The sequence below is a fragment of the Tritonibacter scottomollicae genome (genome assembly GCF_003003215.1).
GTDB lineage: Bacteria > Pseudomonadota > Alphaproteobacteria > Rhodobacterales > Rhodobacteraceae > Epibacterium > Epibacterium scottomollicae.
Map to the genome: position 1 here is coordinate 1 of NZ_PVUF01000018.1, position 13,440 is coordinate 13,440.

The following is a 13,440-nucleotide window of genomic DNA, read 5'->3' on the forward strand; positions in this document are numbered from 1 at the left end:
GGCCGTCTCCGCTTGCCGGACTTCTCCGCGTGCCAAACCATATCGGGGTCGAACCAAACCGAAAGGGAGCCACGTTGCCTGAGCGACGCGTTGTAAGTTGACCAGTTCGTCGTGCGGTAGCGGGTGGGTGTGGGCTTCGGCATGCGCCCGAAACAACCGTCAGGATTCGCTAAGTGAATCCTTCCCTTTGATTTGCGCAACAACGCCGTGAGCAACCCCAAATTTTGAGCAGGGGGTCGTCTTCAGATGATAAGATCATTTGGGAGCCGTTCGAAAGCGCCAGTAGACCAGCGCGCTCAGCGCACCCCAGACAAAAAACATCGTAAACCACACGCGGCGCGGATCTTTTAGAAGCGACTCCGTGCAACTGCGGCGCGCCATTTGAGCTCGATCGGGTAACGCGCCGACCCAAGCCAGCGGACCCAAATTGTGAGATACCGTGATCTCGCTTTGAGACGCTTCGATGCGGATCGGCAGAGCGCGGGCCAGCTCGGACAAGGTCGCGCGCAAGTCAGGGCCGTCGTTGCGGGCCTCCATGAGCTTGCGCGGAAGTTCACAGGCGTTCTCTCCTGCCGCAAAAGTGGCCTCTATCAAGGCACGTGTGTCTTGTGGTGGCAGGTCGGTGCAGGTGCCACTGCAATTCGCCACGGTGTAGGGCAGCACGTCTACCCCACGTCCTTCGTCCGATAGGCGCAGAATGTGTACGGCTTCCCCGATCAAAATCCAACCCAGCGCAAAAATGAGGCCTAAACGATTGGCCCAGCTAGTCAACAACGGAGTAATCATCAAATTCGTCATTTATCGGATCCTCAAACGCTTCCCATTCCTGAGCAGTAATTTCCCCTCTATGAATCCGATTGCCCTCCACTTCGAATTCAATGCGCGACATATATCCGGCATAGAGCCTGTTCGCGGCCACTGTTGCGGCCACCGACGCGCCATAAACGGCCCAGCCTACAGGACCTGCCGCACGACTGACGACCGCCGCAGCGCGTGCAACGTTCATCGCCGGCGAGATCTTCTACAGCCTGCGCGAAGCCCAAATACTGATCGAAAAATGGAGGAAACACTACAACACGAAACGACCACACAGCGCCTTGGGCTACCGCCCACCGGCCCCCGAAACCATCGTCCAGATGGACCAAAGGCCGATCATGCACTAACAATCAATTGGACCACTCAGGTGGGGCTGATCAGGCCTATCTGGCCACCGGTTTCATGTGCATTCACCTTTTACAATGGTCAACCAGAAGAGATTCATCCAAAATCCTGCACAAAACAAGGGGCCAACGGTTGGTCGCCTATCTGACAGAACCAGTAATTGAACCGGCCCGCAGGGGTACCTTCGCTTGTTTCATATCCCAAAGGAGCAGACATAAACTGCACGAGGCGACCATCAGGAGAAAACTCGATCTGGGCCGTGGTTGCTGCAATAGCGGGCATCATCGGTAAGAGCTGTCGATTGACATCTCCAGCCAGCGGTTGACGATCATCAATAATTTGCGCCATCTCGGACGCTGACTCGTAACCGAGAACTAAGGCGTTATGAGCCAAAAGTGGTTCTGCTGACAGTGCAAAATTGGCCGGGTTTCCAGATGCCAGTGCTTGATGAACCTGTGTGTAGGCCCGCCATAAGTCTTCACGCAGAGTCGGTGTATCAGATAGTACCCTTGCATTGGTCCAAGGTGGAGTTGACATCTCAATATCAAAGATATCAAACGCCAAGGTGAGTCGCATAGCTTTTCCGCGTGACTGGGCATCTAAATAGGTGATCGTGACTGGCTCGAGTTCGAAGCCTCTACCTGATCGAAGCCCTCCGTCCTCTTGTATTATTGGGCCTTCGCCAAAAACGCTTTCTTCGGTCTGCACAAGTGTCGCTGTTTCCGGATCGTATCGGCCAGAGAACAAAGTAATTTCCTCTTTAATGCGCGTGGATGCCAGAAAATTGCTCGACCGCGACAGTACCACTTGTAGGCGAACGTTTCCATGCGGCGTAAAGCTTTGCTTATTCATGTCGAAGGGTTCGTAGTCGATCTGGATGAGGTTGCGGCCTGGCTGAAGTTCGCGCGTGATATCGGTGGTCAACGTCAGCGGCCTGAACCGACCATGTGTCAATAACGGAGCGCCATTCACGCGCGGGATGGCAAACATGTTTTCGGCATTAATGGATATTGAATAGAAAAGTTGAGGACGGACGTCATCCTGCATGGCAGCGTCCTGCGCCTGGCCAGTCGAGGCCTGAGTAAATATTAAAGCTAGAACCGCTGTAAACGATTTAAGCCAGAATCTAGGCTTCTTGCCAATCATTTGGTCCTCCTTCTGCAACAAAGAATGATTCATCAAACCTACCCGACAATAGAACCGTTCGATTATCGACGGCTGCAGTTGTGATAGTCTGAGCAACAGATGTTGCCGACCCGGTTTCAAAAGAATCTGTGCCGCGATCGGTTTCAACGGCACCAGCCCTAACTGCATAATTGCCCTGCACGCGCAATCCCTCGAACCAGTAAAGCGTCTCGGTGTTTTGGCTGCCCACGTTTTCGGTGATCCGTCCACCGAAGTGCCACCCTGTACCGATGCTACCACTGGCCTCAACCGAGCCGTCGAATAACCACGTGTCGACCCCGACTTTTGCTTCGATCCGGAGACGGCCTGTGATTTTGGCATAGGCCTGAAAGACGGTCGACAAGCGATCAAAAGCTTTCTCCCAGTCTGCACCGCTACCAATTGCAATCGTAGCGGCGTTTTCGACACCAAATTGCACCCCACCTTCACCCGCATATCTCCATTGGCGCGTCCCGGAATAAGCTCTACCTGCCGCGCGGCTCCCGGAAGCTCTCTGCGGAAGGCTGGTCCCTCACCTATGCCGGACCGATCAAAACGGAGTGGGATGCAATCGCCCGGTCCAAGGGCTTCGACCTGCTCCAGCGGATCCGGGATAAGTTTCACATTGTCTTGCGATGCCACACCTGCGGCGCGTTGACTGCGCAGAAGCTCTTTACCCTGCGCACCGCCCAAACTGCTTGCGCGGGGTGCAGGCATCACATCATTCTGGCAATGGCGCATAGGGCAGGCTTGGAATTTCAGGGCTACGACCCAGAATACCACAAGCTTGGCATCTATCTCGCGCCATGTAGTCACACCGTGCGCCGACAGTTCGGACAGATCGAACGGATCGCAGCCGGTCACTGCAAGTTGCGCTGCGAGACCTGTCATTCCGGATAGGAAGCCGAGGAAGCAGCGGATCGGGGATGTCAACTGCTGGGAATCGATCCGAAAGGCAACCCGAAATACCGGATCTATCGGCACGGCTTTGGTCACACGCAGAGGGTCGCCCGCGCGAACATGCAGAGCGGCCGCTTTCAATGCACGGCATGCGGGGAAGGATGGGCCACCGCGCCCAGCCACCTCTATGCCATTCGTCTGGAGCTTCCGAACGGGCTGAAGGTCGTGAAGCTCGGCTTCTCGCGCGACCCGCAGTCGCGACTGCATCACCAGCCCCTGCTTCGACCCGGAATCCAGGCAGAGCTTCTGCGGACCATTCCGCAGCCGAACGGCGACGCCGCGCTGTGTCAGGAGAAGGCCCTCCATCGTGCGCTCAAGAAGTCTCATCCGGACGCGATCATTCCACATGAGCACTTTGAGGACTGGCGCAGTGGTTTGGCGGCACTCCGGCCGAGATCGTGCTTCCTAGGCAGGTGGACATGACAGGGGCTGCTGGGGAGGCCCTGGGTGCTCGTAGACCTCCGGCGCAGCGAGGATCCGTGTAACTATGTAAAATTCTCTTTTAGAAAATCTTTGCCAAACTTGAGCGCCTGAAGGCAGCGGGGGCAAAATCGTCATCTCGCCCCCGTGGAGAAGGAATTCTCCATAATTTCAACGCGTAATCCACATACTTCCAAGCAGTTTCCAGACATGAACTGTCCCGTCAGGCACTAACCCTCAACTATACTTGAAAGACGCCATCACGCAGGACAACCGCCGGAAAGGGAGCGAACACATGTCCAGACGCACGCCCCTCCTGGCTGTCAAGGAAGCAACCGCGGCGCGGATGCTGGATATGCACACGAACGAGTTCAGGAACCTCGTCCAGATCGGCGCGCTGCCGCAGCCAATCGACCTCGCCGGGCAGGTCATGCGGTTGCGGGTGTCTGACTTGGAAGCCATCCTGAGCGGCGCCGTTCCCGACGAAGGTTTCGAGATATGAAGAAGCTAGAGCTTCCCTATCTGGACACCATCTCCGTGAAGGGGCGCACCTACCACTACTTTCGGAAAGGCAAGACAAGGGTCCGGCTCAAGGCGCCGCCCGGCAGCGAAGCCTTCCTTCGGGAGTACTGGCATCTCCGTCGCGGGCAACCTTCTGCCGGCTCCCGGACAACTTGGGACCAGCTGATCGCAAGCTACTATCAAAGCTCAAAGTACAAGCGCCTTAGCAAAGGAACCGCAGCCAACTACAGACGGCACTGCGAAGCGATCCGTGAGAAGAACGGTGCGAGAGACGTCCGCTCTTTCCGTCGCAAGCATGCCATCAAAGCGCGCGATGCACTGCAGGATACCTGGTCAAAGGCCAACGAACGCGTGGCGGTCCTCTCGATCCTCATGCGTCACGCCGTTGACCTCGAGTGGATCGACCGCAACCCGGTCGTGAACGTCGAGAAACTGACGGGCGGCGAATATGAGCCATGGCCCGAGGACAAGCTGAAAGCGTTTGAGGCAGCGTGCGCGGCCTCCAGCGTGGAGCGCATTGTATATGAGCTGGCCATCGGCACGGGCCAGCGGCTTGGAGACTGCATCTCGATGAAATGGGACGACTTTGATGGCAAGTATATGAAAGTCGTTCAGGAGAAGACCTAAGCCAAGATTCAGGTGTACTGCCCCACTCGCCTGCAGCGCTTCTTGGAAACTGTTCCCCGGAGCGGAGCCTATATTCTTGCGAAGAACCGCACGCAGCATATGGGAAAACGTCAGGCGCAGAAGAAGGTTGAGGCCATCCGCGACGCCATCGGCGTCCTGTCCGAGACAAACCGTCTCGTGCCGCATGGGTGGCGGTACACCGCCGCGACACAGATGGCCGAAGCGGGCGTCGATATGCGCGACATCCAGGCCGTGACCGGCCCCAAGACGCTCTCGATTGTTCAGAAAAACACCGCCCAGGCGAACCAGAAAACAGCATCTAGACGAGCGCAAACCGCACGGGAACAGAGCGAAAACGAAACAGGAAAGTGCTAACAAAGTGCCAAACCTGACCGCTCGACCAGGGCCCAGCATCTCCAGTTCGGAAAATCTTCTTTCAAAATCAAAATGGTGCGGGTGAAGGGACTCGAACCCCCACGCCATAGGCGCCAGAACCTAAATCTGGTGCGTCTACCAATTCCGCCACACCCGCACTGCAGCAAGACCAGCCTGCCGCGAGGTCGTTCGATATCAGAGCTTTTTCGGGGATGCGAGAGAAATTCGCCTCGCGACCATCAAAAATCATCCCGGCGTCGAGTGAAAGGCGAGTGCGCACAAAGGCATGACACGGTTGGGCGCAATTCCCATCGCAAAGCATGAGGTTCTCTTGATCGAACCCGGAACCTCGAAACATGACCGTTGCAGGCATTCTGCCATCCCCTGCCCCGACAAGCTGCCAGTGCTCTCGGCCCATCGGTTCAATGAGGAACTGTAGCCACGGCTCTAACTACTGCGACGCGCCAGGACCTTGGGCAGCTCCTCTGGCAGATCCTCCGCAATGAGACCTGCACCAAATGCCAGCGCGCATTCCACATGCAACCAGGCAGCTGTAGCGGCTGCGTCATGAGGACCCAATCCGCGGGCCAGCAACCCGGTGATGAAACCTGCCAGCACATCGCCGGATCCGGCGGTTGCGAGCCACGGCGCCGATCGCGCATAGGCGGCAGCATGAACCGAGCACAGGCCTGTCGGATCAGCGATCACCGTGTCTGCTCCCTTGAACAACACGCTACATCCCGCACGTCTGGCCGCCTCGCGCGTGGCATCAACCTTTGAGAAAGCGGGGCCCTGTGATGCCGGGGCCGCCAAGCGATCCGCAATGTCGGGGAACAACCGGGTAAACTCTCCAGCGTGAGGTGTCAGCACGCATTGCGTGTGCAGCAGGTCGAACAACTGCTGCGGATCATCGGCAAATGCCGAGAGCGCATCGGCATCCAGAATCGTGGCACGCTTCGCCGCCAAGGCAACAGGAACCAGGTCCCGTGCCCGCTGCTGCCCCAATCCGGGGCCAAGGCACAGCGTATTGATCCGCTCATCCTGAAGGATTTCGGCGAGCACATCCGCTCCCGCGACCCGTTGCAGCATGACAGCCGTGATCTGGCAGGCGACCTCCATCTGCGCCGCAGGTGGCACCCCAAGCGTGACCAGCCCCGCCCCGACACGCAGCGCGCCACGCGCTGCCAGCCGTGCTGCCCCAGTGCGCCCTGCGCCACCAGATAAGACCAGTGCATGACCGTAAGTGAATTTATGTGCCCCCTGCCCCTTCGCCAACGAGGCCACCTCGGGGGCCGCCATCAACACCGGAGGCGACATCGACCCAAGATCATCGTGCGAATCCAAACCAATAGACTTGACCGACAGCCTGCCGCATCGCGCAGGCCCGTCCGCCAGAGCATGGCCACGCTTTGGCGCGTGGAATGTCACCGTAAGATCCGCCCAGATCCCCCGACCTTCCTCGCCAAGCCCCTTTCCGCTGTCGCTGCACACCCCCGAAGGCAGATCAATCGCTACCGTCTTATGGGTCTCCCCAAGCGCTGGATCCGCTGTCAGTGCAACCAGCGGCAACTCCACCGGCCGGGTCAGCCCAATGCCGAACAGGGCATCTATCAACAGATCCGCCCGCTGCGAGACCCGCTTCTCTTCAATCGTTGAGGACGCCAAAGGAGAAACAGCCCCCATCGCACTCCAGCGCAAGTAGTTGGTGTGCGCATCTGTCGGCAATTTCGCAGCATCCCCATAAAGGAACACTTCCACCGCCCAGCCGCGCTCTTTTAGCAATCGCGCCACAACAAAACCATCGCCACCATTGTTGCCCGGACCACAAAGAACCACTGCCCGCTTCATCTTTTCAGAAATACCTCGGGGGGCGGCCGCAGGCCGGGGGGCAGAGCCCCCATCTGGCAGCATCCCAGCGCCCAGCTGGGGCCATTCCTCAAAGATCGCCTCGACCACGGCTGCGCCTGCGCGCTCCATCAACTCCAGACCAGTGACCTCGCCGCCGTCGATGGCTGCTTTTTCGATCGCTCGCATCTGTGTCGCCGTCAGTAATTCAGTCATCACAAGCCCTCAGGTTTCACAACTGCACATTTTTTAATCTCTAAGATTAAATTTTCATCGCAACGTCTGATTTCTGCACATTCCTGCAGCAGTTGCGCCCGCTTACACATTGTGGCGCTCAGTTGAAAATGATCTGACCATCTTCGACAAGGTTGCGAGGAGCCCAGACATGAAAAAGATCGAAGCCATCATCAAGCCGTTCAAGCTGGACGAGGTGAAGGAAGCGCTGCAAGACGTCGGCGTGCAAGGTCTCTCTGTCATCGAGGTCAAGGGCTTTGGTCGCCAGAAGGGTCACACCGAACTCTACCGCGGTGCGGAATATGTCGTGGACTTTCTGCCCAAGGTGAAGATCGAAGTGGTGCTGGACGACGATCAGGTCGACGCCGCGATTGAGGCCATCGTTGCCGCAGCAAAGACCGACAAGATCGGCGACGGCAAGATTTTCGTCAGCCCGATCGAGCAGGCCATCCGCATCCGGACCGGCGAAGCCGGGTCCGACGCCCTGTAACGGCACGCGACGCCGACACTACTGAACACCCGAAATACATAAGTTTTCTGACGGAGGAAGTACTTCAAATGAGCAAGGAAGCAGTTCTCAAGCTGATCAAGGATGAAGAGGCGGAATACGTCGACATCCGTTTCACCGACCCGCGCGGCAAGCTGCAGCACGTCACCCTGATGTCGGACCAGATCGACGAAGACTTCCTCGAAGAAGGCTTCATGTTCGACGGCTCCTCCATCGCGGGCTGGAAATCCATCGAAGCCTCCGACATGAAGCTGATCCCGGCGACCGAGTCTGCCTATGTGGATCCCTTCTACGCGGAAAAGACCATCTGCATTCACTGCTCCGTGGTCGAGCCTGACACCGGCGAAGCCTATGATCGCGACCCGCGCGGCACCGCCGAAAAAGCCGAAGCCTATCTGAAGTCCTCCGGCATCGGTGATGTGGCCTATATGGGCCCGGAAGCGGAATTCTTCCTGTTTGATGATGTGCGGTTCTCCAACACCATCAACAAGGTGTCCTACGAGGTTGACGCGACCGATGCCTCCTGGAACTCCGATGCGGAATTCGAGACCGGCAACATGGGCCACCGTCCCGGCGTCAAGGGCGGCTACTTCCCGGTGAACCCGATCGACGAAGCGCAGGACCTGCGTTCCGAGATGCTCTCCACCATGAAGCGTCTGGGCATGAAGGTCGACAAGCACCACCACGAGGTTGCGTCCTGCCAGCACGAGCTGGGTCTGATCTTCGACAGCCTGACCAAACAGGCCGACGAGCTGCAGAAATACAAATACGTGATCCACAATGTGGCCCACGCCTACGGCAAATCCGCAACATTCATGCCCAAGCCGATCGCCGGCGACAACGGCACCGGCATGCATGTGAACATGTCGATCTGGAAAGACGGCAAGCCGCTCTTTGCAGGTGACAAATACGCGGATCTGTCGAGCGAGGCCCTGTGGTTCATCGGCGGCATCCTGAAGCACGCCAAGACCCTCAATGCCTTCACCAACCCGTCCACCAACTCCTACAAGCGTCTGATCCCGGGCTTCGAGGCCCCCGTTCTGCGCGCCTACTCTGCCCGCAACCGCTCCGGCTGCGTGCGGATCCCGTGGACCGAATCCCCGAAGGCAAAGCGCGTCGAGGCTCGTTTCCCCGATCCGGCAGCAAATCCCTACCTGGCGTTTGCAGCGCTCCTGATGGCCGGCCTTGACGGCATCAAGAACAAGATCGATCCGGGCGAAGCCATGGACAAGAACCTCTACGACCTGCCCGCAGAGGAACTGGCCGGCATCCCGACCGTCTGTGGCTCCCTGCGCGAAGCGCTGGAATCGCTGGCATCGGATCACGACTTCCTGCTGCAGGGCGACGTGTTCACCAAAGACCAGATTGAAGGCTACATCGCCCTCAAGATGGAAGAGGTGGAAACCTACGAACACACGCCGCACCCGGTGGAATACCAGATGTACTACAGCTGCTGATCTCTAGAGATTGGGCTGAATTGGAAAGGGCGCCTCATCTGGGCGCCCTTTTTCTATGCTGTCGGACCGGCATGGGGCGCCCGCAAGACGCGCAACGCAGAGGGGCGCAATCCGGGTCAGTCCACGAATGGGGTCGATCCATCCCAGCCGGCACTGTTTCCTGCCGTGGTGACCGGCACAGGTCCGGAGCTCACATTTTGGGCAGGCATATTTTGGACAGGCACTGCACCCGCAGCCCCCGCTTGTCTGGACGCAAGTTGGTTCTGCAGACTATTCGCAGCTGGCACCGCACCTGCGGCGCAGCGCCCTGAAAAAATCATGTAATCGGGCGACGAGCGTGATCTCCTGACTTCGAAGTCCACAATCGCGCCATCGCCACATTCAAGATCGGAAATCTCTGTTTCGATTTCCTGAGGTGTCCAGTCGGAACCTGCGCTGCCACTGAACCGGCCACTCCCATCACTATCGAATTGCAGTTGATTGCTGGCAGGCACCCCGCCGCAGGCCGCAAGCATCACGCAGCATGCGATCGGTAAAAAGCGTTTAGCCGGTTTTGTAGTCATGACATTTCTCCTGTATGGGTGGCATCTTACGTGCGCACTCCCCTAGAGCAAGAGCTTGAACCCTCCGATGCAACCGTACTGAATCCAATTCGTTGTTCTCCTCTTGAAGCCCTATGCCGTCTCCCATAGGAAGGCGCGTTCCAGCGCCCGACAGGAGCCCGCACAAATGACCTCCCCTGCTATGTCCCCCAACACGCTTGGCATCGACTTTGGCACCTCGAATTCCGCTGCGGGTCTGACAGTGGCAGGTCGGCCCTGGCTGGTGGAACTGGAACCGGGCGAGACCACTCTGCCCACGGCCGTCTTCTTTGACAGCGAGAGCAAGAAGATGCGCATCGGACGCAGCGCCACCCGCGCGCTGATCGATGGCGACGAGGGACGGTTCATGCGGGCACTCAAAAGCCTGCTGGGCACGCCGCTCTTGTATGAAAAGCGCCGTCTTGGTGGCCAGATGATGGATTTCACCGATGTCATCGCGCATTTCCTGCGCGAGGTGAAAGCCCGCGCGGAAACCGCCACACGGACGGAGTTCACCCATGCGCTCTCAGGTCGGCCGGTCAAGTTTCACTCCAAGGACGAGGCGCGCAACGCCAAGGCCGAAGAGGACTTGCGGGGCTGCTACAAAAAGGCGGGCTTCGAGGATGTGCAATTCCTCTACGAGCCCGAAGCCGCGCTGCGCTCTGCCCGACCGCACCCCGGCGTCGGGCTCGTGGTCGATATCGGCGGCGGTACTTCGGACTTTACCTGTTTTGAACAGGATGCCGCGGGTGGCACCCGCATTCTGGCCAGCCATGGTCTGCGCCTCGGGGGGACCGACTTTGATCGCCAGATCAGTATTGATCATGTGATGCCCCATCTTGGACGTGGTGCGATGATCCGCAACAGTTTTGGCGGCGGCAGCCTGCCCGCACCCAGCCGGATGTTCAACGATCTTGCCACCTGGCAGATGATCCCCTTTCTCTATGGGCCGGACACCCGTCGCGCCGCGCAGGATCTGGCGCGTAACGCCGAAGACCCCACCGGTCTCAACCGGCTTGTTCAGGTGCTTGAGGATGAACTGGGCCATGACCTGGCCTTTGCCACCGAGGCGGGCAAAATTCGCGCCAACAGCGCAGATGGCGACGCCGCACAGATTGACCTGCGGATCGTGGAGCGCGGCCTGTCTGCCGCCCTGCCCCGCAAGGCGCTGGATCAGACGCTGGCGGAGATGGTGCAGAGCATTCAGGCCGAGGCTGCCGAGACCCTGCGGCTTGCCGGGGTCACGCCGCGCGATGTCACCCGCTGCGTGATGGTTGGCGGCTCTGCGCTGCTGTCATCAGTGCGCGACAGCATGCAAACCCTCTGCCCCAACGCGGAGATAGAGACTGACCGCGCGATGACTGCCGTGGCGGACGGCCTGGCGTTGGCTGCGCGGGATGCCGCCTTCTGAGGTGGTTTCCCCGTAGAAAAAGCGTGAACCCTCGAAGCTGCCCGCGTAAGCTGCGCCAAGACATCTGCACAGTCCTGAGGTTTTCCATGCTTGTTTCCCGCCTTGCCGCCCTTGGCCTTGCTGCCACTCTTTCCGTTGCAATGCCGGTTGCCGGCATGGGCGCGACCTGCGGCAACACGGCAGCCGGGTTTGAGGCCTGGAAGGCCGATTTCGCCCGCACCGCCCAACGCGCCGGGGTCCGGCAGGCGGGGCTGAACGCGCTGGCGCAGTCGCGATATGCAACCGGAACCATCGCCGCCGACCGCAACCAGAAGAGCTTCAAATACAGTCTTGAGAAATTCATGCAGGTTCGCGGCGCAACCACGATCGTTGCGCAAGGCAAGAAGCACAAGGCGCGCAACGCCGAGTTTTTTGCCGCGCTGGAGAAGAAATACGGCGTGCCAGCAGGTCTGCTGATCGCCATCCACGGCATGGAAACCGCATTTGGCAATTACATGGGGAACAGTCAGGTTGTCTCCTCCATCGTGACGCTGACCTATGATTGCCGCCGCTCGGAGTTCTTTGAACCCCACGCCATCGGCGCGTTGAAACTGGTGGATCAGGGCGCAATCAGCACGGCGACACAGGGGGCCAAACATGGGGAGTTGGGCCACACTCAATTCCTGCCCGGAAACGCGCTGGAATACGGTCAGGACTGGAACCGTGATGGTCGCGTGGATTTCTACGACATGGGTGACGCGCTGGCCTCCACCGCTTACTTCCTGCGCAAGAAAGGCTGGAAACCCGGCCGCGGCTATCAGCCGGGCGAGCGCAACTATCGTGTTCTGAAGCAATGGAACGCTGCGACTGTCTACCAGCAATCTCTGGCGATCATGGGCCGTCAAATCGACGGCACCTGAAGCACCAGCGCGATAACACCGGCGCGTTAAGAACAATCAACAGGTCGGTCGCAAGATTGTAATGGCTTGGGCATCAATGTGGCTGTGACCGGTCCAGTTTTTGCCGCATTCCGGCGACATCCCGTGGCAAAAACCCGCGCAACAGCTTGCATTTAAATCAAATTCTTTAGAATGGCGCCGTTTCTCTCCTCGCCTGCATGTCGCGGGGAAAATCTGTGTAATCCGCCCAATTTTCCGCGTTTTCAGATCCTACACTTGTCGGAGAAGACAACCGATGGAGGATTTCACGGTGCTGGATCAAACAACACAGAATATGTCGGCTTCGAACTATCGGGGCAAATTGGGGTTTGCAGAGCGTGATGACGCCGCCCTGTCCAAAGCCTCGGTTCTGGTGGTTCAGACGTTGGAAGAATTTGGGCATGAGGTGGATCGCTTTCACGCCAAACGCGCCCACCGGGTCAATTTGGATTGCGATCACTACATCGTCTCCTTGCGCCACCGCCGCAGCCCAGCCCCGATGCGCCAAAGTGACGGCGCGCCCTGCCGCAGCCATCTCGACATCACCTTCACACCACGGTTCCCAGAGCAAACCGATCAGGAACTGACCGAAATGTTGCTCGCACGGTCAATGCAGGCGCTGCTGACAGAGCTAAACGCCACAACTGTAGAATGGCTGGAGACAGGCGTCATGCTGGATCGGGCGGCGTTCCTGTCCGCGTTCGGCTCATCGTACGCGGAGGGCCCATCCTCGGTTCGCGATATCGTCGCGCAGGATATTCAAGTTCCCGTTGAAGCGGCGGGCGCCGTGCCCGTTGACGCCGCTGTCCCGAAGCAGGCTGAACTGGCTGCGACAATCAAGGCTTTCGACAGCTACGCCGCACGGTCCGGTGGCGCGCAGGTGGAGACGATCACGCGGGTCCCCGCAAAGACACCGCGTTTTGCCTCCGTCGAGGACACCTTTGGCACATTGACGACAGAATGTGATCGCGTCATCGAACGGCGTGCGGGCAAGACACCATCGGAGATCCTCTCCGCGTATCGCAAGGTCACCGGCGCTGTCTCCCTTGGAGGATGCAATGCAGGCACCATGTCGGCCTGGGTCCTGACCGCCATCATGGCCATGCTGTCTCTGCCGCTCGGCATCACCGCTGCGGCGGTAAACCTGGCGCGCGGCGGCGACATGCGGTTCAGTGTCCAGATGCTGGGCGTTCTGGCATTGCTTATGTTCCTGCAATCCTCAGGCCTGGTCTACGCCGCATTGCTCTGATTTGGGAAT

The 13,440-nt window shown here is 58.8% G+C and carries 14 protein-coding genes, 1 tRNA gene and 2 pseudogenes; 9 read left to right on the forward strand and 8 right to left on the reverse strand.

What is annotated here, in order from left to right; translation table 11 throughout:
* From CLV89_RS19070 to CLV89_RS19080, 3 genes and pseudogenes are all read right to left on the reverse strand, one after another.
* Positions 1-143 (reverse strand): annotated as a pseudogene (locus CLV89_RS19070) (IS5/IS1182 family transposase); the annotation flags it as partial.
* A 112-nt stretch (positions 144-255) separates the two neighbouring features.
* Positions 256-798: a hypothetical protein gene (locus CLV89_RS19075; RefSeq protein ID WP_133166755.1), complete on the reverse strand. Its 543-nt coding sequence runs from the start codon at positions 796-798 to the stop codon at positions 256-258.
* Complete coding sequence (locus CLV89_RS19080; protein WP_106165252.1) at positions 764-1,006, reverse strand: hypothetical protein; 243 nt, start codon at positions 1,004-1,006, stop codon at positions 764-766. The genes CLV89_RS19075 and CLV89_RS19080 overlap by 35 nt, the downstream gene beginning before the upstream one ends.
* Before the next feature lies 1 nt (position 1,007).
* Between CLV89_RS19080 and CLV89_RS19085 the strand changes: the two are divergent.
* Positions 1,008-1,163 (forward strand): annotated as a pseudogene (locus tag CLV89_RS19085) (integrase core domain-containing protein); the annotation flags it as partial.
* 94 nt (positions 1,164-1,257) lie between these two features.
* On the opposite strand, the gene CLV89_RS22445 reads toward CLV89_RS19085, so the two are convergent.
* Positions 1,258-2,307, reverse strand: a complete 1,050-nt coding sequence (locus CLV89_RS22445) for a hypothetical protein (RefSeq protein ID WP_133166756.1) — start codon at positions 2,305-2,307, stop codon at positions 1,258-1,260.
* Positions 2,288-2,764, reverse strand: a complete 477-nt coding sequence (locus CLV89_RS22450; protein WP_133166757.1) for a hypothetical protein — start codon at positions 2,762-2,764, stop codon at positions 2,288-2,290. Before CLV89_RS22450 ends, CLV89_RS22445 begins: the two co-directional genes overlap by 20 nt.
* A gap of 1,236 nt (positions 2,765-4,000) precedes the next feature.
* Between CLV89_RS22450 and CLV89_RS19095 the strand changes: the two genes are divergently transcribed.
* From CLV89_RS19095 to CLV89_RS22975, 3 genes are read left to right on the forward strand one after another with little or no spacing between them, the layout of a single operon-like run.
* A complete protein-coding gene (locus CLV89_RS19095; protein ID WP_106165308.1) occupies positions 4,001-4,207 on the forward strand; it encodes a hypothetical protein in 207 nt (68 codons plus the stop codon).
* On the forward strand, positions 4,204-4,854 hold the full coding sequence (locus CLV89_RS22970) for a site-specific integrase (RefSeq protein ID WP_243395084.1): 651 nt from the start codon (positions 4,204-4,206) through the stop codon (positions 4,852-4,854). The genes CLV89_RS19095 and CLV89_RS22970 overlap by 4 nt, the downstream gene beginning before the upstream one ends.
* Before the next feature lie 42 nt (positions 4,855-4,896).
* On the forward strand, positions 4,897-5,229 hold the full coding sequence (locus CLV89_RS22975) for a tyrosine-type recombinase/integrase (protein WP_243395085.1): 333 nt from the start codon (positions 4,897-4,899) through the stop codon (positions 5,227-5,229).
* A gap of 73 nt (positions 5,230-5,302) precedes the next feature.
* Here CLV89_RS22975 and CLV89_RS19105 read toward each other — a convergent pair.
* Positions 5,303-5,386, reverse strand: a tRNA-Leu gene (locus CLV89_RS19105).
* Positions 5,387-5,676: 290 nt separating this feature from the next.
* Positions 5,677-7,290, reverse strand: a complete 1,614-nt coding sequence (locus CLV89_RS19110) for an NAD(P)H-hydrate dehydratase (RefSeq protein WP_106165254.1) — start codon at positions 7,288-7,290, stop codon at positions 5,677-5,679.
* 169 nt (positions 7,291-7,459) lie between these two features.
* Here CLV89_RS19110 and CLV89_RS19115 point away from each other — a divergent pair, with 169 nt between their 5' ends.
* The gene (locus CLV89_RS19115) at positions 7,460-7,798 is read left to right on the forward strand and encodes a P-II family nitrogen regulator (RefSeq protein WP_106165255.1); all 339 of its coding nucleotides are present in this window, start codon (positions 7,460-7,462) and stop codon (positions 7,796-7,798) included.
* Positions 7,799-7,866: 68 nt separating this feature from the next.
* A complete protein-coding gene (gene glnA, locus CLV89_RS19120) occupies positions 7,867-9,273 on the forward strand; it encodes a type I glutamate--ammonia ligase (protein ID WP_106165256.1) in 1,407 nt (468 codons plus the stop codon).
* A 116-nt stretch (positions 9,274-9,389) separates the two neighbouring features.
* Here glnA and CLV89_RS22455 read toward each other — a convergent pair whose 3' ends face one another.
* Positions 9,390-9,836 (reverse strand): hypothetical protein, encoded by a 447-nt coding sequence (locus CLV89_RS22455; protein WP_133166758.1) that lies wholly within the window; start codon positions 9,834-9,836, stop codon positions 9,390-9,392.
* A gap of 166 nt (positions 9,837-10,002) precedes the next feature.
* Here CLV89_RS22455 and CLV89_RS19125 point away from each other — a divergent pair, with 166 nt between their 5' ends.
* From CLV89_RS19125 to CLV89_RS19135, 3 genes are all read left to right on the forward strand, one after another.
* The gene (locus CLV89_RS19125) at positions 10,003-11,265 is read left to right on the forward strand and encodes an Hsp70 family protein (protein ID WP_106165257.1); all 1,263 of its coding nucleotides are present in this window, start codon (positions 10,003-10,005) and stop codon (positions 11,263-11,265) included.
* Between the two features lie 86 nt (positions 11,266-11,351).
* Positions 11,352-12,164 carry a lytic murein transglycosylase gene (locus CLV89_RS19130; protein ID WP_106165258.1) on the forward strand — a complete coding sequence of 271 codons (813 nt, stop codon included), beginning with the start codon at positions 11,352-11,354 and terminating at the stop codon, positions 12,162-12,164.
* Positions 12,165-12,438: 274 nt separating this feature from the next.
* The gene (locus CLV89_RS19135) at positions 12,439-13,431 is read left to right on the forward strand and encodes a hypothetical protein (protein WP_106165259.1); all 993 of its coding nucleotides are present in this window, start codon (positions 12,439-12,441) and stop codon (positions 13,429-13,431) included.
* The last annotated feature ends 9 nt before the right edge of the window (positions 13,432-13,440 follow it).

What these genes read in the sequence shown, in the direction of transcription:
- CLV89_RS22455 (WP_133166758.1), bottom strand. Translation starts at nt 9,836, where the DNA reads ATGACTACAAAACCGGCTAAACGCTTTTTACCGATCGCATGCTGCGTG.
- CLV89_RS19110 (WP_106165254.1), bottom strand. Translation starts at nt 7,290, where the DNA reads ATGACTGAATTACTGACGGCGACACAGATGCGAGCGATCGAAAAAGCA.
- CLV89_RS19125 (WP_106165257.1), top strand. Translation starts at nt 10,003, where the DNA reads ATGACCTCCCCTGCTATGTCCCCCAACACGCTTGGCATCGACTTTGGC.
- CLV89_RS22445 (WP_133166756.1), bottom strand. Translation starts at nt 2,307, where the DNA reads ATGATTGGCAAGAAGCCTAGATTCTGGCTTAAATCGTTTACAGCGGTT.
- CLV89_RS19135 (WP_106165259.1), top strand. Translation starts at nt 12,439, where the DNA reads ATGGAGGATTTCACGGTGCTGGATCAAACAACACAGAATATGTCGGCT.
- glnA (WP_106165256.1), top strand. Translation starts at nt 7,867, where the DNA reads ATGAGCAAGGAAGCAGTTCTCAAGCTGATCAAGGATGAAGAGGCGGAA.
- CLV89_RS19130 (WP_106165258.1), top strand. Translation starts at nt 11,352, where the DNA reads ATGCTTGTTTCCCGCCTTGCCGCCCTTGGCCTTGCTGCCACTCTTTCC.
- CLV89_RS19115 (WP_106165255.1), top strand. Translation starts at nt 7,460, where the DNA reads ATGAAAAAGATCGAAGCCATCATCAAGCCGTTCAAGCTGGACGAGGTG.
- CLV89_RS22970 (WP_243395084.1), top strand. Translation starts at nt 4,204, where the DNA reads ATGAAGAAGCTAGAGCTTCCCTATCTGGACACCATCTCCGTGAAGGGG.
- CLV89_RS19080 (WP_106165252.1), bottom strand. Translation starts at nt 1,006, where the DNA reads ATGAACGTTGCACGCGCTGCGGCGGTCGTCAGTCGTGCGGCAGGTCCT.
- CLV89_RS19075 (WP_133166755.1), bottom strand. Translation starts at nt 798, where the DNA reads ATGACGAATTTGATGATTACTCCGTTGTTGACTAGCTGGGCCAATCGT.
- CLV89_RS19095 (WP_106165308.1), top strand. Translation starts at nt 4,001, where the DNA reads ATGTCCAGACGCACGCCCCTCCTGGCTGTCAAGGAAGCAACCGCGGCG.